Genomic DNA, 23,284 nt, shown 5'->3' with positions numbered 1-23,284 from the left:
CCCCCGCTCCGTGCGGTCCCGCCGTCCCCGCCGCGCCGTTCATGACCGCCCCTGCCCATCGGCGGCGTAGGGCACCAGCACAACGCCACGCTCACCCGGGCTGTCGAAGAGCACCGCCCGGCCAGGGCGGGGCCGCCACTCCACCGGGCGGCCGAAGACCCCGCCCAGCATGGCCCCCGGCACGTCCACCACCACGACGGCCGCCAGCTTGTCCACCGCGCCCTCCGGTTCCAGCAGCGCCGCGAACGGCGGCACCGCACGCCACCAGCCCAACAGGTGCGTCCCCGCCGGCGGCCCGTCCCGCAGCAGGGCGCGTAGCCGCTCGGCCGGCAGGTTCGCCGGCCGCGCCAGGTCCACCCCGAACACCACCAGGTACGCCGGCCCGCCCTCGTCCATCGCGGCCGACAGGCCCGGACCGTCCACCGTCTCCACCCGGTGCCGTTCCGCCAACTCCGCCGCCAGACCGGCGGCCAGCGAGGCGGAGCCGTCGGCCAGCGGCGCGAGGACAAACCGGACGCTGCCCGGCGCGTGGTGGGCGGCGGTGCTCCGGACGGCGGTCACCAGCAGACCGGCCGCCTCCGCGCCCGGACCCAGGATGGCCAGGTTGCGCCCCGCCACCGCACCCAGCGGCACGGCGACCGTGGTCCGGGCCACGTCCACCGCCCGGCCGAGCAGCGCCGCCGGCCCACCGGCCCGCCCCGCCAGGGCGGCCCGCAGCCGAGGATCGTTGCGCAGCAGCGGCCGGGCCCAACCGGCGAAGACCACCGGTGGGACCGCGCCCTCCGGACGGGCCGCGAAGAGCCGGTGCCGCAGCCGCTCCACCGTCCCCGGATCGTCGTGCGGATCCGGGAACCGCACGAGGCGTTCATGACCCCGGGTCGCGCCGCGCGGCCCACCCAGACCCCCGGCGGTGTTCACCACCGCGCTGCCCACCGCCAGTCCGGCGGCCGAGTCGTTGGTCGGCATCAGCACCGCGCCGCCCCCGGAGAGCGCAACCCGGACCGGGAACTGCCCCAGCACCGAGTCGCGGGGTGCGGCGCCCGCCCCGATGCCCAGATCACCGGCACCGGACAGGACCAGGTGGACGCCGTACGCACGTCCGGCGCGGGCCAGCCCGTCCAGCCGGGCCAGCACGTCGGCGGCGACCGGATCCCGGTCGGCCAGCAGCAACGGGAAGTTGTCGATCACGCAGACGACGCGTGGGAGCGACTGGTGTTCCCGTAGCTCGGCGAAGCGCTGCCCGCCCGCCCGGGCCGCTGTCTCCTCCCGCTGCCGGGCCTCCGCCGTCAACTGGTCGAAGAGGTCCCGGACGTACTCCGGGTCGGCCGCCATCGCCGCCGACCGGACCTGCGGTACCCAGGTCCGGTCCCGCTCGGTCTGCAGGAACTCCACGAAGGACTCGTTGTTCCCGAGGTCCACCAGGTGCAGGATTAGCTCGTCCGGGCCGTACCGGGCGGCGAGACCGAGCAGCGCGGTGGTGAGGAACGCGGCGCGGCCCGCGTCGCAGCGGCCACTGACCAGCCAGTGCGGGGTGAGTTCGGTGAAACCGACGGTCACCGGACGGCCGTTGGCGTCGCCGACCGTGGTGGAGAGTCCCGCCGTGGACGAGGTCTGCCAGACCGGTTCCGTCTCCGCCGGCAGCAGGTCGGCCAGGCCCAACCGGGAACCGGCCTCGATCTGCTCGGCCAACCGCCGGCAGACCGTCCCGATCAGCTCGGCTCCCGGATCCTCGTCCACGAACACCGGAGAGTTCAGCCCGCCGCCGGACTCGGTGCCCGGTCCGCTGAACGGACTGTCCGGCGGATCCCCCAGCAGCGCGTACGCGGTGCGCAGCGCCAGCCCGGTGGCCCGCGGCAGCGGCGGTCGGCCGGCCACCGGCCAGCCGGCGACCAGCAGGTGCAGCCCAGCCTGCCGACCCGCCCCGGCCAGGGCCTCGACCCGGGCCAGGTCATCGGTCGTGGTGTGCTCCGGGAACCCGGCGACGACGAGCAGCAGCGTACGGTCGTGCCGGCGGGGACGGCCGGCACCGGGAGAAACCCACTGCTCGGCCTCGGTCAGCACCGCGCGCAGGCCGGCCACGTCCACCGCGGGCGGCGGCAGCAGCCCGGCGTCGGCCAGGGCCGCGAAGGGCGCGAACGTGTCACCCCCACTGACCCCGTCCACCGCCCGGACCAGCAGACAACCGGCTGGCGTCGCCGCCAGCAGCCGCAACAGCACGGACCGGAGCAACCCCACCGCCCGGGGCTCCCGGGCATCGACGTCGAGCGTGAGGTGACCGGTACCCAGCAACGGCACCAGGGCCGGGAAACGGGCGTCGTCCAACGGGGCGGCCGTGCCGACCCGGACGAAGGACGGGTTCTCCTCGCCGGCCGGGGTGTCCGGCGACAGCGATTCCAGCCCGGCCCCGGCCCAACCCGGAGCCAGCCGTGCCGCGGCGTTCCGCAGCCGGTCCGCCAGCTCGTACTGGCGGCGCTGGTCGGCCGGGGCAGGCCGGATCTCGTCGAGCACGTTGGCCGCAGCGGCGGCCGTGGCGGCGGCCCGCCGGTGCAGGGCCGCGGCACGGTTCGTGCGACCCTTCGGACCGGCCACCGTGTCCACCCCTCTTTCCGAGGTTGGAAACCTCCCCGAGAGCAGACCGTATCCCAGGTGGGGCCGCACACCCGGGAAGCTGCGCGGCGCTGCGCCGGGCTTGTCGCAAATGGTGCGGAGCTCTCACGTCCCGGGGTTGTCCTGTCACCATGCGCAGGATCTGGGGCATTGGGTACGGGGGGCTCAGCCGATAGCCTCAGGGGGTGGAATCAGTGCAGCCCCCCGCCGGTTCCCAGGTCTCCCGCGTACCGGCACAGCGGACCCCTTCGGAGCAGTTGGCGCCACCTGCCACCGCCCCGGCGTCGCCGCCTCCGAAGCGGCGGCGGGTCCGCACCGTCCTGAGTGTGGTCGCGGCGGCGGTGGCGTTGTTCTGCCTCAGCGGGGCGGCGGTCGGTTACGTGCTGTACGACCGGGCCACGGCACCCGACCGGAGCGCGCCTGACGTGGTGGTCGTCAACTACCTGCAGGCGATCCTGGTGTTCCGCGACGACAACAAGGCGAGCCTCTTTACCTGCGCCGGTCCGCTTCCTGCGGTCGACCAGTTCAGAGACCAGATCGCGAGCCGGGAACGGGAGCTTGACACGACGTTCTCGATCAACATCGAAGATGTCGTAGTCACCAAGACCGGCTCTTCGTCCGCCAGCGTCATTGCCCTTATCAGGAGGAGCGCCACGCTCGACGGAGTGCAGCAGAGCTTGACGGACAGATGGCGATTCGAGCTGTTGGAGCAGAAGGAGGGGTGGCGAGTCTGCTCGGGGGCGCCGGCATAGACCGTCATTCGATCCACAGTAGGTGCACCGGCACCTCCAGGGTGGTGGGTGGTTGACCGCGCCAGGCCCAGCGGTACCACTCCAACTCCGGAGTGACGCGGACACAGATGTCGCCGTCGGCGCCGGAGTAGGTCTCCGTCACCGCCCGTAGGTCCCGATGCTCGACCCCGTCCTCCACATGTACCACCCGCCGGCCACCGACGGAGTCGGCCTCGAACGCGGGGGTAGGTGACCGGTGGGTGGGCCCGTCGAGGGAGACCAGTCGGATGCCGGGGTCGGTGTGTGGCGTCTGCCGCGAGGGGAAGTCACCGATGGTTTCCACCCATACGCGTTCGACGGGTACCAGGGGCGCGAAGACCTCGACCTGGTCCGACTCGGCGCGGTACCACTCGTGTTCCGGGATGACCGGGACATAGGTGCGGCTGCCCTGTACCACCCGCTCGTCGGCCCGGAGGTCGCCGCGCCAGCCCAGGCCGGGCAGTCCGACCAGCACCCGCCGGCCGCGCAGTTCCACCCGGCCGGTGGCGGACACGATCTCCACCGGACGTGGCGGCCGGGGCGCCCAGTCAGGCTGACCGGCGAACGGATCCGGGAGCGGACCGCTCATTGCTGGACGATCCTCGCCGACGCGGTCAGGGTCGCCCCCCGCTGCCGCATGAAGGGCACCGGATCGATGGCGCCCAGCGAGGAACGGTCGCCGTCCCGGTGCACCTCGAAGTGCAGGTGGGGCCCGGAGGAGTTACCGCTGCTGCCGACCCGCCCGATGACCTCACCGGCCTTCACCGCCTGGCCGGGAACCACCAGTGGCTTCTCCACCATGTGGCAATAGCGGGTGACGTATCGGCCGGCGTGCAGGATGTCGACGAACCAACCGCAACCGCCCTTTGCGGGGGAACCGTCGACGTCGCAGTCCCGGCGGCCGTTGTGGTCGGGATCGCACCGGGCCACCAGCACCCGTCCAGCGGCGGCGGCGTGAATCGGGGTGCCCTTGCGGGCGGCGATGTCCACCCCGTTGTGGCGGGGTCGACTCGCGGTGCGAAAACCGGAGCCCACCCTGCCCGGGATCGGGGCCGTCCACCCCGACGCGGCGATGTTGTCGCCCGAGGCCTGGTCGCAGAGGGTGCGATTCCCGATCTGGACGGTCTTGGCCGCACCACGGGCGAGGACGTTGACGATCTGGCTCGCGACCTCCTCGTGCTTGGCGTACGCGTCCGGGTAGGCGCTGATCTGCACCTTCTGGGCGGCCAGGGTCAGTGGCAGCTGCTGCCAGTTGTCGACCTTGAGCAGCTTCTCGTAGAACTTTCGGGACGCGTACTCGGGCGTCATTCGCTGGGCGACGCTGCCCCAACCGGCGCGTTGCTGGAACAGGCCGACCGAGTCGTGGTCACGACCGACGCCCTCGTTGGGAATGTCCCGGGATCCCACCACGGTGCTGTTCGCCAGGTTCCGTAGGCCGGACTCCTGCATCGCTGTTGCGATTGCAATCACCCAGCCCCGAGGAGGAACCTTCATCTCCTGACCGACCTTGATGATGACTGCGGCGTTGCGCATCTGACTCTGACCATAGCGACCCATCCGGGGCAGAGTGCCGTTGAGCGTCACCTGGTGGTCTTTCTTGCAGTCCAACTCGTTGGAGATCAGATTCTGCTGCTCGTCACCCAAGCCAGTCAGGAAGAAAGCTGCACTGCCTCCCCCGCAGCAAAGAAGAGCGAAGGTCGCCGTCAGTGCGGTGGCCAAAGCACCGATTCGGAGCCGGTGCCGGCGCGGCTGGTCAACCGTTGGCATCTGGCTCGTCATTCCCGCTCCCAGTCCACCGCGTCCACCAGCCATCGTCCCCGGGGTGCCACGAGCTCGAGCCGGAGCCGTCCCGCGTCGAGGGGCACCAGTACCTCCGTGAAAGTTTCGGTACGGGGCCGGACGATGGGCTCAGCGGCCATACGAACTACGGGGACGCCCGCTGGGTCGGTGCCGGCTAGCTTGTCCATCAGGTTCGGTGTGGAGAGCGGGCGTAGTTCAGCCCTCCAGTTGTCGCCAGTGGTGGCAGACCCGCTCAGCCAGGCCGTGACGAAGCGGGTGGCGGTCTGTTCCGGAGTCAGCTCGCCGGGCAAGGTCTTCGGCGATTGCGGCGTAGGCATCCCGATGACGCCGTCGTCGCCTTCATGCGGCTGCACGGTGGTAATGGGTTCTCGGGGCGCGCTGGTGAGCCCGATGTCTGTGCCGCCGTGTCCAGCCAACAACCGGGCGGACCCGATCACCGCGAAGACCAGTACGGCAATCATGACCGCGATGCCGACCCGGGACCGGAGGACCCGGGTGAACAGGGATTCGAGTGCCCGCCGCACTGCCGTCACCGGGCCTCTGAACGCACCCGGGGGGCCGGCTTGGGTGCCGGCGCCCGCTCTGCGGAGTCGGGCCGGTAGACCACGAAGGAGGGCGCTTCCTCCGGTACATCCGGATCCGTCCAGCTAGCTGGCTGGCGACGGGGCCGGGGAGCGGGTGGCTTCCCGGCCGTCCTGCGGGCGTCCTGCGGGTGGTCCGTCTCGTCGGGGCGTTCTCGTCCGTCGGGGCGTTCCCGAACCTCGCTGCTCGCTGTCGAGTGGGACGGGTCCTCGCCTCGGGCCTCGGGGCGCATCGTTGACGGTTCGAGAGCCAGGCCGCGTCGTCGGGCGAGAGCGGGCTCGGCCGTGCCTCCCGGCTCGGCCACGTCGAGCCGAGCGGCGACCCGCATGTCACGGAAGAAGCGGCGGTGCCACGACCCGGCGGAGCTGACCGCCTCGCTGCCGTCCTTGCCACCGAGCTGGGTGATCCGCCGGTACGGGCGCAACAGCAGCCAGCCCACCACGCCGCAGAGCCAGACGAGTACCACCTGGAGCCAGCCCGGCAGGGTCGGTGTGCTCATGATCAAATCGACGGCGAAGAGGTAGATCGCCGCACCGGTGCCGAAGATGGCGATGTTGAAGACGGCGGCGACGACCGCGTTGCCGAGTCGACGCAGGCCGGCGCTGGCCGGCCTCAGCAGGCCGATGGTGCCGAGGATCGGTGCGGCGATGACCGCCCACCGGAAGATCAGAAAGCCGAGGAGCACCAGCAACGACGCGGTGAGATCGAACATGGCGAACAGCAGGGCGGCCAAGACGGCGATGAAACCAGCCCCGATTCGATCCATGTCACGTGTGCCCTGCAAATACTCGTATGCCTCCGGGTCTTCTGTCTTGATTTGCTCGGCGACCTTCATCCACTGTTGCTGCTTGGCTGCGACAACTGTGGGACGCGTAGCCGGGTTGGCGCGAATGGACTTGGCTTCTCCCCATGTGAGCGACCGTGCGTCGTACAACGCAGGCCCGTACTTCTTGGCCGTCTCGCTGTCGGCCGAGCCGAGCACACCACGCAGCCAGTTGCGATAGAGCATCGTCTCGGTGACCGTGTCGCTCGCTCGTACGGCAGGAAGCCGCAGGTCTTTGCACCGAGCGGGGTTGTGGTCGATGCAACGTCCCGGTTCAGGCTCCTTTGCCTGAGGGCCTACCGCATCATGGACGACGCCGAGGGAGGCGATCAGAGTCCCGTCGGCGATGCTGGCCGATTTAACTGGCCACGCGGCTAGGGCGGTTACCGCCACCATGACCAGCACAGCCCATCCAGCCGTGGTCATCGCGCTGCTCATGTCCGACTGTCGAGACCGCCACAGCAGATAGAGGCCAACGACGCAGAGGGTGATGATGCCGAAGACGCTGAACACTTTCTGGTAGACGGCCTTTGTTGCCTGCTCTACCAACGGGTTCGCCCAGTCCCACATCGAACGCGGGTTCCATGCGCGTTCACGAACGGCGTTCGATGCGCCAATCACAGCAGTGGCGATCATGAATTCACCATTGGCTACGGTGGTGGTGAACTTGTAGTCCGCGTGAAGTACCGAGGCGCCGCAGCCAAGGTCGTAGGTGTCGTAGCTGTACCCGGCATAGCCATAGAGGCTGTAGCGGCCTGCCACGCCGTCGGTCCCGGCGGGAGGCGCACTTGCGAACCAACCTGCCAGCCCGGCGTCAGGGGTGTCCGGCGTGGGTGGCTCAAGGCATTCCATCCTGGCTGAGCCAACGTCCTCGAGTTTGCGCACGCAGGCGCGGAAGTCGGCTTGCCACTCCTTCGTGCTGCACAGCTCCGCCCTCGCCTGAGCCTGAGCCTGGACCTGAACGGACGCCGGGGCGGCGAGCGCCGGTGTCGGGGCGAGCACCGGCCAGGCGATCGTGGCACCGGCGAGTACGCCGAGTGCGAGGAGGAGCGCCGTGATCCGTGCCCGGGCCCTCGCCATGTCACGCCTCCAGATCAGCCAGGACGGTCGGCAGTTGCCCGGCCGCCTGGGCGGCCGTGGCGGGGGTGGTGTCCAGGTGTTCCAGCAGCCCTTCCACGTACGACACGTCGACGCGAACCTTCTGCACGCGCCCGTCGACGTCGCGCATGACGAACTCGCGGAAGCCGAGCCGGGCCGCGGAGGTGGCGTCGACGGCGGACAGGGAGGCGAGGGTTGCCTCGTACCCGTCGTCGACCGGCACCCGAAGCAGCCGCAGCGCCTCGGAGGCGATCTCGGTGTCCTCGGCGATCCGGCCGACGAAGACGGTGGAGACGAGGTTCTGTACGTCGAGGCCGAGGATGTCCTTCGGGTTCTGCGACGCGACCAGGGCGGCGAGGTTCCACTTGCGGGAGTCGCGGGCCAGGCGGACAAGGAACGACCGGCCGGAGCGCCAGCCTTCCATGAAGTGCGCCTCGTCCAGGCCGACCAGTTTGCGCGACGACATCGAGCCGCCGTAGCAGCGGCGGACGGCGAGCCGGTGCGCGGTGTGCAGCATCGGCAACGCGAGGGCCTCCTCGGCCGACCAGTACTCGCGTTCGATCTTGAGGTCGGGCAGCCGCAGGCCGGCCATGGTGATCACCGTGAGCGCCGCGTCGGCGCCGAGCAGCCCTTCCGGCGGGCGGCCGAAGAAGAGCATCGCCAGCGGCATCTCGGCGGTGTCCAGCAGCAGGTTGGCCAACTCCCGCCCGGCGTCGTCGTCCATCCCCTGCAGGCAGGCGACCACGTCGTCCAGGGTGGAGGTCTCCTCCGCCGGCACCTGCCGTACCGCGTGTCGGAACAGGGTGGCGGTGGACGCCTCCCGGGCCACCTGTGGTGGCACCAGCATCATGCAGATGTCCTGTACCAGCATCCGGCGCTCGGCCCGGGCGTTGGAGACCGCGATCTCGAACTCCCGGTCGCCCGCCGCCCCGCTGCCGAACTCGCTGCGCAGCGGTGTCGGGATCAGCGAGTACGGGGCCAGCGTCCCCGGCTCGGAACCGGTCAGGTTCAGCACCCGCGAGTACGGCCGCAACTCCGGCATGGCGCAGAGCCGGGCCAGTGGACCGGACGGGTCGAGCAGGGTCACCTGCACACCCCGCCGGGCGGCCAGGTACCCGAGCGCGCCGAGCAGGGTCGACTTGCCGCCGCCCGGCTCGGCGACGAAGACCGCGAGGCCGGAGCGTTCCCGCACCTCCATGGGGAAGTGCAGGTCGAGGAAGACCGGCCTCCGGCAGGTGCCGGCGGTCCGGCCGATCAGGTCACCGCGGCGGTCGCCGACCGTGGACGCGGCCTGTGGCAGCGCCGCGGCCAGCAGGTTGACCGGCATCCGGCGGACGTACCCGGTGTTGGCGATGGGCTCGCCGGGGATGAACTCGCGGGCGAGCCAGTCCTGGTTCTTGGGGTGCTGGAGCGAGATGCGCAGCTCGCGGGAGTAGAGCTGGATGAGCCGGCGGGCCCGTTCCAGGCACTCCTCCCTGGTCCGTCCGCCGACCGCGATCCGGTGCCAGCCGTGGGCGCGGGCGGAGTCCACCGGCAGGCCGGTGGTCATCTCGTCGCCGATCACGAGGGCCCGCTTGGCGAGCCGTTCCAGCTCCGGCGGCGCGTCGATGCCGTGCTCGGCGTAGTCGAGCTGTTGGGAGCGGATCATCCGCAGCCGGTGTTCGAGATTACGGAAGGAGTCGTTGGGGCCGAGGATGTCCACCCGGGTGGAGATCTCCATCGGCCACGGCAACCGCTCGTGGAAGTGCAGCCAGGGCTCGTGCCGCTCGGGAATCTCCAGCGGCTCCATCCGGCCGACGGCGAGTACGGCGACGTGCCGTTCCTCGCCGGTCATCCGGTTGACCAGTTTCAACGTCGAGCCGTACGGGGTGCGGTAGCGCTCGACCTGCTCGGTGAGGGCCAGCAGGTCACCCCGTTCCCACCGGCCGTTGGTGACCGGGGAGAGCACCCCGGGTGGGGCCATGCAGAGCGCGACGGAGCGGTAGAGCAACCACTCCAGTTCCTGCGCGGTCACCCGGCGCCCGCGCATCCCGAACGCGGCGAGCACCTCGTCGAACTGCTCGACGGTGCGGCCCAGCTTGCGGCGTTCGCCGTCGGCGGTGCCCCGGCCGAAGACCCGCAACAGCCGCTCGGTGAGCGAGTCGCCGAGCGACCGGCGGGCGAAGGTGACGCCCAGGTAGGTCTGCCCCTCGGCGTGGTTGACCGACATCAGGTGCCGTTGGGCGGCCACCAGGTGGTCGGCCCAGCCCGCGGTGCCCGGGACGTCGGGCAGCGGCGAGGTGGTGTGGGCGTCGATGGTGCGGGCCCACTCGTCGGCCGGGAAGGGGCGGGTGGTGCGGCGCAGGTGCAGTCGGAACCCGGCCAGGCCGGCGTACTGCTCGGAGATGGCGGAGAGCAGCGCCTCCCGTTCGGCGTCCGGGCGGAACGCCCAGCGCACCTCGGGCAGCCAGTACCAGGCGGTGACGGTGTTCGGGGTGAAGGTCAGGTGTCCGGCGATCTCGGTGATCGCCAGGTCGATCGACGGGTCCCGGTCGCCGAACCTGATCTTCGGTGGGCGTACCCGGACTGGTTTGGTCGGGGTGTCGCGTCGGCTCGCCCCACGCTGGCGCGGCGGCACCAGCTCGCGGGAGACCCGCTCGGTGGGCGCCTGCGGGATCGCCCCGGTCGTCAGCTCGCGCCTCCCGGCTCCGGTGGCGTCGGGCTGGCCGGCGTCGGTGGGGGCGGGGACCGGTTCGGCCTCGACCCGCACCGGCTCGATCTCCTCGGGCCAGACCGGTGCGACAGGCACGGGGGGCGTCGGCGCGACGGGTTCGGGCCGGGCCGAGCCGGCCGGCTGTCGCGCCGCCCGTTCCGCGGCCTGGCGGCGGGCCCGTTCGGTGGCCTCGCGGCGGATCCGCTCGGCGGCCTCCCGGGCGGTGAGCGGTTCGCCGGCGGGCTCGCTGGGCACGCGCCGGGGTGACCGCTGCGGCGGAGTCTCCACCGGACGCTCAGGTGGCGTCCCGGCCTCGGTCGTCGGGCGGACGGCGGGCAGCCGGTCGCCCGGCTGCTGCGGGAGGCGGGTACGGCCCGACCGGCTGGCCGGGGGTGCCACCTCGATCGCGGGTGCCGGCGGCTCCGTCCCGATGGTGGGCACGGGCGGGGCGACCGGCTGATGCGGGATCGACGGGTGCTCCCGGCCGGCGGGGCGGTGCGGTGGTGGTGCGGGCAGGGCCGGACGGGTCGCCGGTCGGGTCGCCGGGCCGGCACCGCCGAAGAGGTCGAGGAAGGGCGAGTCGATGTCGGTGCCGTCCCCGGTCAGCATCGGGGTGGTCGGTTCGGCGGGCGGGGTGCCCCCGCCGCCGGCCGGGCGGGGTGCCTGGAAGACGCCGACGCCGACGCCGGTGCGGGAGCCGGTGGCGAGGGCCGGGTCGTACGCCTCCTCGTCCGGCAGCTCCTGCTGGGGGTAGTCGAGCGACCGCGCACGGTTACCGTGTGGGGCGCCATGGCGTCCGGCCGGGAAACCCGGCGTGGAAGAGCGACTCATGCGACCGCCTCACCCGCGTGGTTCGACTGCCCGATCGGCGTGCGCCCGGTCATGCCAGCTCCTCCCGGATCCTGATCCGGCTGCCGACCAGGCGGGGGTCGCGTTGCTCGGCTGCCGGCTCCCGGGTGCGTCGCCAGTCGGTCAGGGCCGTGCGGATGACCATCCGCGCCGGCCGGTCCGGGTCGACGTACCGGAAGATGAACGAGGTGGTCACGATGGCGAGGGCGATCTCCCAGGCGGGGAAGAGCTCGACCTGCAACGTGAACAACCAGTGGATGAACATGTAGAGGGGCACGAGCAGCATGAACAGGCCGTACTGGGCGTACGGCAGGTGGACGGGAAGGGTGTAGCCGGGCGGTCCGAGGTAGACCAGTCGGGCCCGGTAGATGTCGTCGTCGGTGCGTAGCCGCATCTGTGCCCGCGCCTATTCGAAGATCAGATCGATCAGGTAGTCGCCCACGAAGAAGAGTGTGGCCGCGCCGGCGATGAACGCCAGGCCGACGATCGCGATGGCGGAACTCGTCAGCACCTTGGAGATCTCGCCCCGGCTGGCCCGGCCGATGAAGATGACGCCGAGCACCGCGAGCAGGATCGGCGCGATCTTGCTCGCGAAGAAGGTGACCACGCCGCTCGTGTCGATGCCCTTGGGGGCCGGCTCGGCCAGCGGAGCCGACGCCAGGGCGTGCAGCGCCTGCACGACGCCGGACGACGCCGTCTCCATGAGCTCGAAGGCGATCACTGGAACCTCCCCATAACGCGGCCGGCGGTGCCGCGGCGGTGCGGTGGGCAAGCCTGGCGGGAACTGCTCACTGTGCGCAGCGTTGGCGACGCTGCGTTCGTCGTCCACCACGGAGGGTGGTGAACTTTGGGGGGATTCTTCCCGCTTCGGCCCTCCCTCCAGGCTTCGCCGTCTCGATGCTGGGCAATTCCACAGCGTACGGGCCGCCCTCCTTTGCGACAACCCGCGAAGAGTGACCCCGAAACAGTGTGGACGACCGATCGTACACCTGTTCCAATCCGCATGTCGGCCTCCGGTTCCGGCCGGCCGCGCGGGGCTCGCCGGACCGGCCCGACCCGCCCGGTACTGTCTGGTCGTGACCGACTTGGTACCGGCCGAGGCCCCGGTGGTGATGGGTGTCCTCAACGTCACGCCCGACTCCTTCTCCGACGGTGGTCTCTACTCCGACCTCGACGCCGCCGTCGCACACGGGGTGCGACTGCGGGCGGAGGGGGCGCGGCTGGTCGACGTCGGTGGCGAGTCCACCCGCCCGGGCGCGGACCGGGTCGCCGCCGCCGTGGAGACGGCCAGGGTGGTCCCGGTCATCCGGGAGTTGGCCGCCGCCGGCGTCACGGTCAGCATCGACACCAGCCGCGCCTCGGTGGCCGAGGCGGCGCTCGCCGCCGGGGCCGCCGTGGTCAACGACGTCTCCGGCGGCCTTGCCGACCCGGACATGGCCCGGGTGGTCCGCGACGCCGGCTGCCCCTGGGTGCTCATGCACTGGCGCGGCCACTCCCGCGACATGCGGGACCTGGCCACCTACACCGACGTGGTCGCCGACGTCCGGACCGAGCTGGGCCGGCGGGTCGACGCGGCGCTCGCCGCCGGGGTCGCGGCCAACCGGATCATCGTCGATCCGGGGCTGGGCTTCGCCAAGACCGCCGCGCACAACTGGGAACTGAGCGCCCGCCTGCCCGAACTGGTCGACCTCGGCTTCCCGCTGCTGTTCGGGGCGAGCCGCAAGTCCTACCTGGGCCAGCTGCTCGCCAGCCCGGACGGCACCCCCCGCCCCACCACCGGCCGGGCGGTGGCCACCGCCGCGACGAGCGTGCTCGCCGTCGCCGCGGGCGCCTGGGGGGTACGCGTGCACGACGTCCGGGGCACCGTCGACGCGCTCGCCGTCTGGGCGGCCACCGGCCGCCCCCGCCTGGCCCGGGTGACCGCCGCCGGACCGGGGCGACACGCCGACCTGGACCCGGCCGCCGGCCGCGCCGGGGGAACCCGATGACCGACCGGATCGAGCTGTCCGGCCTGCGGGCACGCGGCCGGCACGGGGTCTACGACTTCGAACGCGCCCAGGGGCAGGACTTCGTCATCGACGCCGTACTCGAACTCGACCTCGCCCCGGCCGCCCGCTCCGACGAGGTGACCGACACCGTGCACTACGGCGAGCTGGCCGAGCGGCTGGTCGCCGTGGTCACCGGCGAGCCGGTCAACCTGATCGAGACCCTCGCCGACCGGCTGCTCACGGTCTGCCTCGCCGAACCCCGGGTGACCGCCGCGACGGTCACCGTGCACAAGCCGGAGGCACCGATCCCGCACGCCTTCGCCGACGTCGCCGTCACCATGCGACGGGCCCGTTGACCCGGGCCGTGCTGTCGATCGGCAGCAACCTCGGCGACCGCCCGGCCCACCTGCGCACCGCCCTGGCCGCGTTCGGCGACACCGTACGGGTCGTCTCCGGGGTGTACGAGACCCCGCCGTGGGGCGACGCGGACCAGCCCGCCTACCTCAACGCGGCGGTGCTGGTCGTGGACCCGGCGGCGACCGCCCGGGACTGGCTGGCGCGGGCCCGGGCCGCCGAGGAGGCGGCCGGTCGGGTCCGTGACCCGCAGCGCCGGTTCGGGCCACGCACCCTGGACGTCGACGTCGTCGCCGTCTGGGACGACGCCGGTCAGCCGGTGCTCAGTGACGACCCGGAACTGACCCTCCCGCACCCCCGCGCCCACCTGCGGGCCTTCGTGCTCCGGCCGTGGATCGACATCGAACCGCACGGCCGGTTGCCCGGGCACGGCTGGCTCACCGACCTGCTCAACGCCGAGCCGCTCGCCGGTGACGCCCTGGAACTCAGCCCTCGTCCGGATCTGGCGTTAGAGTCGGACACATGACCCAGGCGCAGACCCCGCGTGGCGGCGACCCCGACCGCTTCCGGATGGGGCCCACCCGGATCTCCACCCTGGTGGTGGCCGCGCTCGCCGCCGCGGCCGTCGCCTGGCTGTTGATCAGCGCCTTCTACGGCGACCTCGGGTCGGGCCTGCCCTGGCTGCCGGTGGTCACCCTGGCCACCCTCGCGGTGCTGGAGGCGTACGCCGCGGTCAACACCCGTAGCCGGATCGAGCGCCGACCCGGGCGCGAGCCGGTCAACCCGCTGCTGGTCGCCCGGTTCGTGGTGCTGGCCAAGGCCTCCGCGCTGGCCGGGGCCATCTTCGCCGGCTTCTACGCCGGTCTCACCGGCTGGCTCCTCATCGAGGACACCAACGCCGCCGTCAACGACCGGCCCGCCGCCGGCGCCGGGCTGCTGGCGGCGCTCGCCCTGGTCGCCGCGGCGCTCTGGCTCGAACGCGCCTGCCGGGTGCCCGAGCAGGAGGACGACGAGGACCGGGAACCCGGCGACCGGCACAGCCGAACGCCGCGTCGCTGAGCGGAGGGTTACGCGGGGCCGCGCGCGCAGGTACCGTCCCTGGCGACCGGAGAGCACGCGGTCGTCGACGGGGACGGCCGGCGGGGGGAGGCGCGCGGTATGGCGTACGACGAGCCGGGTCAGGTTTCCTCGACGCAGCCGCCGGGTGTGCCCGCCGCAGGACCGGGCAACGCCTTCGACGACCCCGCCCACGGTGAGCCGGGCCGGGACCGGATCGGTGTGCACCTGGTCTGGGAAGGGCTGCTCCTGGCCGGACTGGCCACCCTCGTCGTGCTGCTGGCGCGGGCCGACGCCGACGCGCTGCGCGGGGACAGCCTGCGCACCCTCCTCGTCGACGCGGTCGCCCTCGGACTGCTCGCCCTCGCCGTCGGCCTGACCCTGCGGACCGCGGCGGTGAACCTGGCCGTGGGTCCGGTCGCGGTGGCCGCGGCACTGCACTTCGCCGAGCAGGGCGACCGGGGGCTGCGGGAGGCGCTCGTGCCGGCCCTGGTGGTCGCCGGGCTCGGCGGGCTCGCCCTGGCCCTCGCCGTGGTGGTGCTGCACGTGCCCGGCTGGGCGGCGAGCCTCGCCGCCGCGGCGGCGGTGGTCGTCTGGATCGAGCGGCGTACCGCGCCGGTGACGGTGCAGGGCGACCACGACGTACGCCGGGCCGCGTTCCAGCTCTTCGCCGGCTTCGCGGCCGTCGCGGTGCTGGGTGGGCTCTTCGCGGCGATCCGGGCGGTCCGCCGGATGGTCGGCCGGTTCCGGCCGGTGGCCGACCCGGCCCGCCGTCGCGGCGTGGTGGCGGCCCTGGTCACCGCGACGGCGCTGGTCGGCTCCACCGTGCTCGCCCTGCTGGCCGGGGTGCTGCTCGCCGCGAACGGAACCGGGCCGGTCGTACCGGAGCCGGGGCTGGACCAGACGACGCTGGCCGTCGGGGTGGCGCTGCTCGGCGGCACCAGCGCGTACGGTCGGCGCGGCGGGATCCTCGGCACCCTGCTCGCGGTGAGCCTGGTCGTCGTCGTCCTCGCTCTGGCGGCCGCGGAGGGCCGGTCCCTGGACCGGTGGGCCGTCGGCGCGGCGGCACTGGCCGTCGGGCTGGCGGTGACCCGACTGGTCGAGAGGTTCGGCCGGCCCCGTACGACGGCCGGTCAGGCGGCCGAGCTCGCCCCGGCGGCCGACGGGACGATCAGCTCCGGGTGGTCGCTGGTCCGCCCGGGCCGGACCGACTCCTGGACGCCCGCGCTGCCGACCCCGACGACCGACACGCCCCGCGACCCGTGGGACGCCCCCCACTGGGAGACCGGGCCGGGCCGGTGGGACGACCGCGACCGGTAGCGGGGTCGGCCGGCCCCGTCCGGCGGGCCGGACCTGATCTCGCCGGATAGGCTCGCGGGCATGACCGAGACTCCTTCCCCCGGCACCGGCCGCGCCTTCGCCGAGCTCGACGCACTCTCCACGGAGGAGCTGCGGGAACAGGCGTTCGCGCTGGCCCGGGCCCGACGCGACGTGGGTTTCTTCTGGTCGGTGCTGCGGCACCTGCCCGACGCGGACGAGGCTGCCGCTCTGGACGGGGCGCCCAACTCGGTCGGGCCGACCATCGACGAGGCCGCCGCGCTGTGGCGGGAGCTGGCCGGCCACGGCTACGAGGAGTCGGCGCCGCTGCTGCGGGCCGCGTTCATCGACTACCTGATGAAGCACTGAGCGGTCGCGCCGCCGGTTGGCGGAGGTTTGCCCGCCGGGGTGGCTCGGGAACTTCCGGCCGCATGGCCGTCACCAACCATTCCCGGACCGCCAGCGGGTACGGCACCGCCGCCGGCACGGGTGCCGTCGCCGCGCTCATCCTGGTCGGGGTCTGCGGCAGCCCCTGGTACGTCGACTGGGCCGAGGCCCACACCGCCCCTTCCTCGGCCGGTGGCTGGTTCCTGCGGCTGCTGGCCTGGCCGGCCTGGCGGCTCGAGTCCGTCGAACCGGGGCAGGGCGTGCTCGCCACCGACCTGCGGGCCATCCTGCTGGTGGTCTTCGCGGCGACCTTCCTCTACCTGCTGCCCACCTCGCAGGTGGCGCGGGTGCAGGGATCGCTCAGCCAGTTCTTCTCGGGCTGGGCCGCGTACGTCCTCGCCGGCGCGGTGGGCACGTTGCTGGCGGCGTTGTTGACCTCCGGCGGGACGCTGCTCGCCGACTTCGAGACCACGGGGACGGGTGCCACGTACGGCTTCTTCGCCGGTTGGATCGTCGGACTGGCCAGCCTCGGCGGCCGGGCCTGACCGTCCGGCGACGGCGGGACGTGCCCGTCCTCATGTGAACCGGCTCGCGCGGTGAGCTGTCACCCAACTCGGATCCCCGGGTGCGGGCCGTTCCCACTCCGGGCATCTGTCGGTAGGCTCCGAAGCCATGCCTGCCCCGGCCCTCATCGACAAGCGCCACCCCCAGCTGTTGACCGTCCTGTTCTGGATCGGGGTGGCGATCGCGCCGGTCGCGGCACTGATCCTGCTGGTCGCCGACGGCAACGGTCCGCTGCGGTTCGCCGCCGTGCTGGCGATCATGGCGGTGGTCCTGATCGGTCTGTCGATCGCGCTGCGGGGCGACTCGGGTGGCCAGCCGCACGGCGTGGACGTCCTCGACGAGTTGGAACAGCTGCGCCGGGAACTGCGCTCCGAGATCGTGGCGGCCGCCCAGCGTGGCAACCAGGCACTCGACCAGGCGCAGCGGGTGGAGAACCAGGTCAACGCGTTGCGCCGACGTCTCGACGCCGCCGCGGCGGGGATCGTCGCCGCCGTCGGACTGACCGGGGTGGAGGAGCCGGCCGGGACGGGCCGGGCGCGGGTGCCGGCACCGGAACCCCAGGACGACCCGCAGGGTGGGCGACGCCGCGCGGTGGAGGAGCCCGCGACCTGGAACGGGGCGGCGGCCGACCGCGACGACGAGCCGGCCGGCAGCCGGTACGGCGTCGTCGGCGGTGGGCCGGTCTCCGGTCAGGCCGGCGGGTACGGGCACGACCGACCGGCCGCCGCGGCGTCCGCCGGGGTGTACGGGGCGGCCCGTCCGGCGCCGGAGCCGCAGGGCCGTCCGGTGCTGCGGCACACCGAGACGGTGCGCGTGACGACCCGGCACACCGTGGTCGACGGTGCCGATCCCGGGGTGGCGGGCGGCTACGGCGGGTACGCGGGCAGGTGGTCGTCCGGCGCGGAGGAGCCGTCCTGGAACGCCCCTGAGCCGGAGGGCTCCCGGGCCGGCCAGCGTGACGACCCGGGCTGGTCCGCCCCGCGCGACGAGCGGCCGTGGGCCGCGGGCCGGTCCGACGAGCGGCCGTGGGTGGGCGGCCAGCCCGAAGATCGGCCGTGGGTGGGCGGCCAGCCCGACGAGCGGCCGTGGACGGCCGGGACGCCGGAGGAACGGCCCTGGGACGGGCGGGCCGAGGCCCGGACCGACCAGCCCTGGGCGGGCGGGACGTATCCGGCGGAGCAGCAGAACTGGTCGGGGGCGCAGGTCGGTGACCGTTGGGCCGAGGTCCGCGACGACGGGCACGCCCGTGAGGTGCGGGTCGGGGAGCGCCGGGCCGAGACGTACCCCGACGGCGCCGGTTTCCGGGTGCAGGACCGCTGGGCGGCGGTGCGGCAGGACGAGCCCCACCAGCCGGCCGGGCAGTGGGGTGGCGGCTGGGCCGAGCCGGCGGACCGGCCGGCGTTGCCGCAGGGCGGGACGCCCCTGCCGCAGGAGTGGAACACGGCGGGCCCACAGCCGGCCGAGGGGCAGTGGGGTCAGCAGTCGGTCGGGCAGTGGCGGGTGCCCGCGCCGAGGGAACCGGTCGACGCGTGGCGGGCGCCGGAGCCGGAGTCCCGTCACCCGCAGTGGAGCGGCGAGGGGCAGTACGGCTACCCGCAGCAGGACGGCCCGCGCGCCGGCAGCCGCTGGGGCTGACGGCCGCCGGTTCACTTGTCGATGTCGCCGACCACGAAGAACATCGAGCCGAGGATCGCGATCAGGTCCGGCACCAGGCAGCCGGGGAGCAGGCTGGCCAGCGCCTGCACGTTCGCGTACGACGCGGTGCGCAGCTTGAGCCGCCATGGCGTCTTCTCGCCGCGTGACACCAGGTAGTAGCCGTTGATGCCGAGGGGGTTCTCGGTCCAGGCGTAGGTGTGCCCCTCGGGAGCCTTGACCACCTTCGGCAGCCGGGTGTTCACCGGGCCGGTGAGCCGGTCCACCCGGTCGAGGCACTGCCGGGCGAGGTCGAGCGAGGCGTACACCTGGTCGAGCAGCACCTCGAAGCGGGCGTGGCAGTCCCCGGCGGTGCGGGTGACCACCGGCACGTCGAGCTGGTCGTACGCCAGGTAGGGCTCGTCGCGGCGCAGGTCCAGGTCGAGCCCGGAGGCCCGGGCGACCGGGCCGGACGCGCCGAACGCGGCGGCTTGGGCGGCGGAGAGCACGCCCACCCCGACGGTGCGGGCCAGGAAGATCTCGTTGCGCCGGATGAGGTGGTCGAGGTCGGGCATCCGGCGGCGTACCTCGTCGATGGCGGCGCGGGCCCGGCCGGTCCAGCCGGCGGGCACCTCCTCCTTGAGGCCGCCGACGCGGTTGAACATGTAGTGGATCCGGCCGCCGGAGACCTCCTCCATCACCGCCTGGATGGTCTCCCGTTCCCGGAAGGCGTAGAAGACCGGGGTGATCGCGCCGATCTCCAGCGGGTACGAGCCGAGGAACATCAGGTGGTTGAGCACCCGGTTCAGCTCGGCCAGCGCCATCCGCAGCCAGACGGCCCGCTCCGGCACCTCCATGCCCATCAGCCGTTCCACCGCGAGCACGACGCCCAGCTCGTTGGAGAAGGCGGACAGCCAGTCGTGCCGGTTGGCGAGCACGATGATCTGCCGGTAGTCGCGGACCTCGAAGAGCTTCTCGGCGCCCCGGTGCATGTATCCGACGATCGGCTCGGCGGCGACGACCCGTTCGCCGTCGAGCACCAGCCTCAGCCGGAGCACGCCGTGCGTGGAGGGGTGCTGCGGCCCGATGTTGAGCACCATGTCGGTGCCGAGCTGCTCCCCGCCGGCGCCCGTGCCGACGGTCAGTTCGCGGAGGTCGCCGGCGTCGGTGGTCATGCCCGCCATCGTGCCACGAACGGTGCCGGGCCGACGCCGACCGGTTGCCGCAGCCACCAGTGCCCGCCGAAGCCGGCCGGGTCGGTCAGTTCGGCCGCCGTCGAGGCGGCGGCCAGCGCCCGCACGTACCCGGCGGGGTCACGGGTGGCCAGGCCGAGTGGTGGCCGGGTGCCGCCGGTCCCGAGCGCCCGCAGCGCCTCCCGCTGACGGACCAGGGTGTACGCACACCGGGCGACCCGCTGTCCGGCGGCGGCGACGGAGTCGATGGCGACGTGCGCGGTGACGTCGCAGGAGCCGTCGGGCACCGGGGGCACCTGCCGCCCATCCCGGTACCCGGTCAGGCTCCCGCCGAGGGGCCGCTCCGCCGTCAGGTGCCCGTAGTCCACGGCCAACGCGAGTCCCCGGTCGACGTGGCGTACGGCCTGCGCCCAGGCGTGATCCCTGCTCGTCCCGATCTCGGCTCTCGCCCCCGTCACGGGTTCCGGGCCGGTGCCGTCCGCTTCGGCCGGCGGCGCCGGCCACCACCTGTGCAGCCAGTCGTGGTCGGCGGAGTCGACCGGCGGGCCCAGGGACTCCATCCCCGTGGTCGGGTCGACCAGCAGGTAACGCCATCCGCCGGCGGTCCGCACGGCCACGTCGAGCGGCACGTTGTCGAGCCACTCGGTGGCGACCAGCAGCCCGACGATCCCGGTGGGGATCTCGCCCACCCACCCGATCCGCCGGGGCAGGCGGTCGGGTCGGGGAGCCTTCTCGACCGCGATGGGTCGTACCCGGGCAGCGAGCGGCGGCGTGGAGGGTGACGGCCCGGCCGGTTCCCCGGGCCCCCGCCCGGACGAGGGCGGCTCCCCGGCCGCCCCGACGGCCTGGAGGAGGGCGGCCAGCAGCTCGCCGCGTCCGGCCCCGACATCGACCACGTCCAGCCGGGCGGGGTGGCCGAGGGCGGCGTCGACCTCGATGAGCAGCCGGGCCAGGGCCGCCGTGAAGACGGGGGAGGCGTGCACGCTGGTCCGGAAGTGGGCGGCCGGCCCCGCCCCGGCGACGAAGAACCCGTCCGGCCCGTAGAGGGCCCGGTCCATGGCGTCCCGCCAGCGCATCGGCATCAGTTCGTTCCTCGTCCAGCGCGTCACCGTGCCGACCCTACGGTCAGCCGGTACGCGACGGGTCGGGGGTGCCGAAGGCCGGTTCCTTCGCCTGCGGCGGTGGCCACCGGACCGGCCGCGCCACCGGGCGGTCGCCCGCTCGGTGAACGATTTCACACACCCTTGTTTCGGCTCCTCAACCCCGGCGCATACTTGCGGTCGACCGGTACCCCCTTCGAGGACTGGATCGTTGCCATGAGCGCACCGCCGCGCCCGCGTCCGGCCGCCCCGCCCGGGGCCGCCGTACCGCCGGGTGCCGTCCCGACCGCCTTCCCCCGTTGCCTGACCGTCGGTGTCGTCGGCGCCGGCCGGGTCGGCGCCGTGCTGGGCGCCGCGCTCGTCGCCGCCGGTCACCGGGTGGTCGCCGCGTCCGGCGTCTCCGGGGCCGCGAAGGCCCGGATCGCCCTGCTGCTGCCCGGCGCCCGGAACCGTTCCGCGACGTCGGTGGCCCGCGCCGCCACCGACCTGCTGGTGGTCGCCGTGCCGGACGACGCGCTGGCAGCCGTCGTGGCCGGCCTGGCCGAGACCGGCGCGCTGCGCCCCGGCCAGGTGGTCGCGCACACCTCCGGCGCGCACGGGCTGGCCGTGCTGGATCCGGCCACCGCGGTGGGCGCCTACCCGCTGGCCCTGCACCCCGCGATGACCTTCACCGGTACGCCGGACGACCTCGGCCGGCTCGCCGGCATCTCGTACGGGGTAACCGCTCCGGCCGGGCTGCGCCCGCTCGCCGCGCGGCTGGTGGCCGACCTGGGCGGGGTGCCCGAGTGGATCGGCGAGGCGGACCGGCCGCTCTACCACGCGGCGCTGGCGCACGGCGCGAACCACCTGGTGACCCTGGTCAACGAGGCCGCCGACCGGTTGCGTGACGCCGGGGTGACCAGCCCGGAGAAGGTGCTCGCGCCGCTGCTGCGGGCGGCCCTGGAGAACGCGCTGCGGTTCGGCGACGACGCGCTGACCGGGCCGGTCTCCCGGGGCGACGCGGGCACCGTACGCCGGCATCTGGCCCGGCTGGCGGAGACCGCGCCGGAATCCGTGGCCCCCTATCTGGCGTTGGCCCGTCGTAGTGCGGACCGGGCGATCGCCGCGGGCCGGTTGCGGCCGGTGGACGCGGAGCCGCTGCTCGACGTACTGGCCGGAACGGAGGTGGCGGCATGACGGAACTGGTGCACACCCGGGCGGCGCTGGCGAAGGTCCGCGACGGGCTGCCGGGCGCCGTCGGCGTGGTGATGACCATGGGCGCGCTGCACGAGGGGCACGAGGCGCTGATCCGGGCCGCCCGGGAGCGAGCCGACCACGTGCTCGTGACGATCTTCGTGAACCCGTTGCAGTTCGGGCCGAACGAGGACTTCGACCGCTATCCGCGCACCCTGGACACGGACCTGGAGGTCTGCCGCCGGGCCGGGGCGGATGTGGTGTTCGCGCCGTCGGTGGGCGACATGTACCCGGACGGGCAGCCGGCGGTACGGGTCAACCCGGGCCAGCTCGGGGAGGATCTGGAGGGGCTCAGCCGGCCCGGTTTCTTCCACGGGGTGCTCACCGTGGTACTGAAGCTGCTCCAGCTCACCCGCCCGCGGCTCGCCTTCTTCGGTGAGAAGGACTACCAGCAGCTCACCCTGGTCCGGCGGATGGTCCGTGACCTGGACGTGCCGGTGGAGGTGGTCGGCGTGCCGACCGTCCGCGAGCCGGACGGCCTGGCCCTGTCCAGCCGCAACCGCTACCTCTCGCCGGAGCAGCGGCGGACGGCGTCGGGCCTGTCGGCCGCGCTGCGGGCCGGCGCGACCGCCGCCGAGGAGGGGGCGGACGCCGGGGAGGTGCTGGCGGTCACCCATCGGGCGTTCGCCGACGTCGGGGTGGGTGCGGAACTGGACTACCTGGTGCTCACCGATCCGGAGCTGGAACCCGGCCCGGTTTCCGGCCCGGCCCGGCTGCTGGTCGCGGCCTGGGTGGGCGGCACCCGGCTGATCGACAACATGGCGATCCGGCTCGCCCCCCGCTCCTGACCACCCCACCACCTGCTGAGAGGAACCCATGTTCCGCACCATGCTCAAGTCGAAGATCCACCGGGCCACGGTGACCCAGGCCGACCTGCACTACGTCGGCTCGGTGACCGTGGACCAGGATCTCCTCGACGCCGCCGACCTGCTCCCCGGCGAGCAGGTCGCGATCGTGGACGTGACCAACGGGGCTCGGCTGGAGACGTACGTGATCCCGGGTGAGCGGGGCAGCGGCGTGATCGGCATCAACGGTGCCGCCGCGCACCTGGTGCACCCCGGTGACCTGGTCATCCTCATCTCGTACGGGCAGATGGACGACGCCGAGGCCCGCACCTACCAGCCTCGGGTCGTACACGTCGACGCCGACAACCGGGTGGTCGACCTGAACGCCGACCCCGCCACCGCGGCTCCCGGCACCGCCGGTGCTCCCGTCCCCAACCCCCTGGCCCTCCTCAAC

Annotated in this window: 22 protein-coding genes; 12 read left to right on the top strand and 10 right to left on the bottom strand. The window is 73.3% G+C overall.

Annotated elements, in window-relative coordinates; all coding sequences use genetic code 11:
* Positions 1 to 39: 39 nt before the first annotated feature.
* Positions 40 to 2,598: an FtsK/SpoIIIE domain-containing protein gene (locus E1165_RS19860; protein ID WP_132393292.1), complete on the bottom strand. Its 2,559-nt coding sequence runs from the start codon at positions 2,596 to 2,598 to the stop codon at positions 40 to 42.
* 335 nt (positions 2,599 to 2,933) lie between these two features.
* On the opposite strand from E1165_RS19860, the gene E1165_RS19855 reads away from it, so the two are divergent.
* Complete coding sequence (locus E1165_RS19855) at positions 2,934 to 3,359, top strand: hypothetical protein (RefSeq protein ID WP_371687365.1); 426 nt, start codon at positions 2,934 to 2,936, stop codon at positions 3,357 to 3,359.
* 4 nt (positions 3,360 to 3,363) lie between these two features.
* On the opposite strand, the gene E1165_RS19850 is transcribed toward E1165_RS19855, so the two are convergent.
* Genes E1165_RS19850 through E1165_RS19820 form a run of 7 tightly spaced genes read right to left on the bottom strand, consistent with a single transcriptional unit; the run spans position 3,364 to position 11,942 of the window.
* A complete protein-coding gene (locus tag E1165_RS19850; protein WP_132393290.1) occupies positions 3,364 to 3,966 on the bottom strand; it encodes a hypothetical protein in 603 nt (200 codons plus the stop codon).
* A complete protein-coding gene (locus tag E1165_RS19845; protein ID WP_132393289.1) occupies positions 3,963 to 5,144 on the bottom strand; it encodes a M23 family metallopeptidase in 1,182 nt (393 codons plus the stop codon). Before E1165_RS19845 ends, E1165_RS19850 begins: the two co-directional genes overlap by 4 nt.
* 8 nt (positions 5,145 to 5,152) lie before the next feature.
* On the bottom strand, positions 5,153 to 5,710 hold the full coding sequence (locus E1165_RS19840; RefSeq protein WP_132393288.1) for a hypothetical protein: 558 nt from the start codon (positions 5,708 to 5,710) through the stop codon (positions 5,153 to 5,155).
* Positions 5,707 to 7,662 carry an MFS transporter gene (locus E1165_RS19835; RefSeq protein WP_132393287.1) on the bottom strand — a complete coding sequence of 652 codons (1,956 nt, stop codon included), beginning with the start codon at positions 7,660 to 7,662 and terminating at the stop codon, positions 5,707 to 5,709. The genes E1165_RS19840 and E1165_RS19835 overlap by 4 nt, the downstream gene beginning before the upstream one ends.
* A 1-nt stretch (position 7,663) precedes the next feature.
* Complete coding sequence (locus tag E1165_RS19830) at positions 7,664 to 11,203, bottom strand: ATP-binding protein (protein ID WP_132393286.1); 3,540 nt, start codon at positions 11,201 to 11,203, stop codon at positions 7,664 to 7,666.
* Between the two features lie 49 nt (positions 11,204 to 11,252).
* A complete protein-coding gene (locus E1165_RS19825; RefSeq protein WP_088976442.1) occupies positions 11,253 to 11,615 on the bottom strand; it encodes a hypothetical protein in 363 nt (120 codons plus the stop codon).
* A 12-nt stretch (positions 11,616 to 11,627) separates the two neighbouring features.
* Positions 11,628 to 11,942 carry a hypothetical protein gene (locus E1165_RS19820; protein ID WP_132393295.1) on the bottom strand — a complete coding sequence of 105 codons (315 nt, stop codon included), beginning with the start codon at positions 11,940 to 11,942 and terminating at the stop codon, positions 11,628 to 11,630.
* 355 nt (positions 11,943 to 12,297) lie between these two features.
* On the opposite strand from E1165_RS19820, the gene folP reads away from it, so the two are divergent.
* From folP to E1165_RS19780, 8 genes are all read left to right on the top strand, one after another.
* Positions 12,298 to 13,209, top strand: a complete 912-nt coding sequence (gene folP, locus E1165_RS19815; RefSeq protein ID WP_207916966.1) for a dihydropteroate synthase — start codon at positions 12,298 to 12,300, stop codon at positions 13,207 to 13,209.
* A complete protein-coding gene (gene folB / locus E1165_RS19810) occupies positions 13,206 to 13,565 on the top strand; it encodes a dihydroneopterin aldolase (protein WP_132393285.1) in 360 nt (119 codons plus the stop codon). Before folP ends, folB begins: the two co-directional genes overlap by 4 nt.
* A complete protein-coding gene (gene folK / locus E1165_RS19805; RefSeq protein WP_132393284.1) occupies positions 13,562 to 14,089 on the top strand; it encodes a 2-amino-4-hydroxy-6-hydroxymethyldihydropteridine diphosphokinase in 528 nt (175 codons plus the stop codon). The genes folB and folK overlap by 4 nt, the downstream gene beginning before the upstream one ends.
* Positions 14,090 to 14,133: 44 nt before the next feature.
* A complete protein-coding gene (locus tag E1165_RS19800) occupies positions 14,134 to 14,622 on the top strand; it encodes a DUF3180 domain-containing protein (RefSeq protein ID WP_371687366.1) in 489 nt (162 codons plus the stop codon).
* Positions 14,623 to 14,721: 99 nt separating this feature from the next.
* Complete coding sequence (locus E1165_RS19795; RefSeq protein ID WP_132393282.1) at positions 14,722 to 15,939, top strand: ABC transporter permease; 1,218 nt, start codon at positions 14,722 to 14,724, stop codon at positions 15,937 to 15,939.
* 60 nt (positions 15,940 to 15,999) lie between these two features.
* Complete coding sequence (locus E1165_RS19790) at positions 16,000 to 16,305, top strand: hypothetical protein (RefSeq protein ID WP_132393281.1); 306 nt, start codon at positions 16,000 to 16,002, stop codon at positions 16,303 to 16,305.
* 62 nt (positions 16,306 to 16,367) lie between these two features.
* Positions 16,368 to 16,868, top strand: coding sequence for a hypothetical protein (locus E1165_RS19785; RefSeq protein WP_132393280.1), 501 nt, complete (start codon positions 16,368 to 16,370; stop codon positions 16,866 to 16,868).
* A gap of 127 nt (positions 16,869 to 16,995) precedes the next feature.
* Positions 16,996 to 18,522 carry a hypothetical protein gene (locus tag E1165_RS19780; protein ID WP_207916965.1) on the top strand — a complete coding sequence of 509 codons (1,527 nt, stop codon included), beginning with the start codon at positions 16,996 to 16,998 and terminating at the stop codon, positions 18,520 to 18,522.
* 11 nt (positions 18,523 to 18,533) lie between these two features.
* On the opposite strand, the gene E1165_RS19775 is transcribed toward E1165_RS19780, so the two are convergent.
* Both E1165_RS19775 and E1165_RS19770 read right to left on the bottom strand, forming a co-directional pair.
* Complete coding sequence (locus tag E1165_RS19775) at positions 18,534 to 19,703, bottom strand: NADH-quinone oxidoreductase subunit D (RefSeq protein ID WP_207916964.1); 1,170 nt, start codon at positions 19,701 to 19,703, stop codon at positions 18,534 to 18,536.
* Positions 19,691 to 20,794 carry an SAM-dependent methyltransferase gene (locus tag E1165_RS19770; RefSeq protein ID WP_132393293.1) on the bottom strand — a complete coding sequence of 368 codons (1,104 nt, stop codon included), beginning with the start codon at positions 20,792 to 20,794 and terminating at the stop codon, positions 19,691 to 19,693. The genes E1165_RS19775 and E1165_RS19770 overlap by 13 nt, the downstream gene beginning before the upstream one ends.
* A 234-nt stretch (positions 20,795 to 21,028) precedes the next feature.
* On the opposite strand from E1165_RS19770, the gene E1165_RS19765 reads away from it, so the two are divergent.
* The 3 genes from E1165_RS19765 to panD form a co-directional block, all read left to right on the top strand.
* The gene (locus E1165_RS19765; protein WP_132393278.1) at positions 21,029 to 21,988 is read left to right on the top strand and encodes a Rossmann-like and DUF2520 domain-containing protein; all 960 of its coding nucleotides are present in this window, start codon (positions 21,029 to 21,031) and stop codon (positions 21,986 to 21,988) included.
* Entirely contained in the window at positions 21,985 to 22,833 is an 849-nt protein-coding gene (gene panC, locus E1165_RS19760) for a pantoate--beta-alanine ligase (RefSeq protein ID WP_132393277.1), read from the top strand. The genes E1165_RS19765 and panC overlap by 4 nt, the downstream gene beginning before the upstream one ends.
* Positions 22,834 to 22,861: 28 nt before the next feature.
* A partial coding sequence (gene panD, locus E1165_RS19755; RefSeq protein ID WP_132393276.1) for an aspartate 1-decarboxylase occupies positions 22,862 to 23,284 on the top strand: 423 nt, incomplete at its 3' end.

This window comes from Micromonospora sp. KC723 (assembly GCF_004348595.1).
Taxonomy (GTDB): Bacteria; Actinomycetota; Actinomycetes; order Mycobacteriales; family Micromonosporaceae; genus Micromonospora.
Note: the sequence above shows the minus strand (reverse complement) of the source record. Positions and strands in the feature narration are given on the sequence as shown.

What these genes read in the sequence shown, in the direction of transcription:
- E1165_RS19850 (WP_132393290.1), bottom strand. Translation starts at nt 3,966, where the DNA reads ATGAGCGGTCCGCTCCCGGATCCGTTCGCCGGTCAGCCTGACTGGGCG.
- E1165_RS19845 (WP_132393289.1), bottom strand. Translation starts at nt 5,144, where the DNA reads ATGCCAACGGTTGACCAGCCGCGCCGGCACCGGCTCCGAATCGGTGCT.
- E1165_RS19835 (WP_132393287.1), bottom strand. Translation starts at nt 7,662, where the DNA reads ATGGCGAGGGCCCGGGCACGGATCACGGCGCTCCTCCTCGCACTCGGC.
- E1165_RS19830 (WP_132393286.1), bottom strand. Translation starts at nt 11,203, where the DNA reads ATGAGTCGCTCTTCCACGCCGGGTTTCCCGGCCGGACGCCATGGCGCC.
- E1165_RS19825 (WP_088976442.1), bottom strand. Translation starts at nt 11,615, where the DNA reads ATGCGGCTACGCACCGACGACGACATCTACCGGGCCCGACTGGTCTAC.
- folB (WP_132393285.1), top strand. Translation starts at nt 13,206, where the DNA reads ATGACCGACCGGATCGAGCTGTCCGGCCTGCGGGCACGCGGCCGGCAC.
- E1165_RS19800 (WP_371687366.1), top strand. Translation starts at nt 14,134, where the DNA reads ATGGGGCCCACCCGGATCTCCACCCTGGTGGTGGCCGCGCTCGCCGCC.
- E1165_RS19795 (WP_132393282.1), top strand. Translation starts at nt 14,722, where the DNA reads ATGGCGTACGACGAGCCGGGTCAGGTTTCCTCGACGCAGCCGCCGGGT.
- E1165_RS19790 (WP_132393281.1), top strand. Translation starts at nt 16,000, where the DNA reads ATGACCGAGACTCCTTCCCCCGGCACCGGCCGCGCCTTCGCCGAGCTC.
- E1165_RS19785 (WP_132393280.1), top strand. Translation starts at nt 16,368, where the DNA reads ATGGCCGTCACCAACCATTCCCGGACCGCCAGCGGGTACGGCACCGCC.
- E1165_RS19780 (WP_207916965.1), top strand. Translation starts at nt 16,996, where the DNA reads ATGCCTGCCCCGGCCCTCATCGACAAGCGCCACCCCCAGCTGTTGACC.
- E1165_RS19775 (WP_207916964.1), bottom strand. Translation starts at nt 19,703, where the DNA reads ATGGCGGGCATGACCACCGACGCCGGCGACCTCCGCGAACTGACCGTC.
- E1165_RS19770 (WP_132393293.1), bottom strand. Translation starts at nt 20,794, where the DNA reads ATGCCGATGCGCTGGCGGGACGCCATGGACCGGGCCCTCTACGGGCCG.
- E1165_RS19765 (WP_132393278.1), top strand. Translation starts at nt 21,029, where the DNA reads ATGAGCGCACCGCCGCGCCCGCGTCCGGCCGCCCCGCCCGGGGCCGCC.
- panC (WP_132393277.1), top strand. Translation starts at nt 21,985, where the DNA reads ATGACGGAACTGGTGCACACCCGGGCGGCGCTGGCGAAGGTCCGCGAC.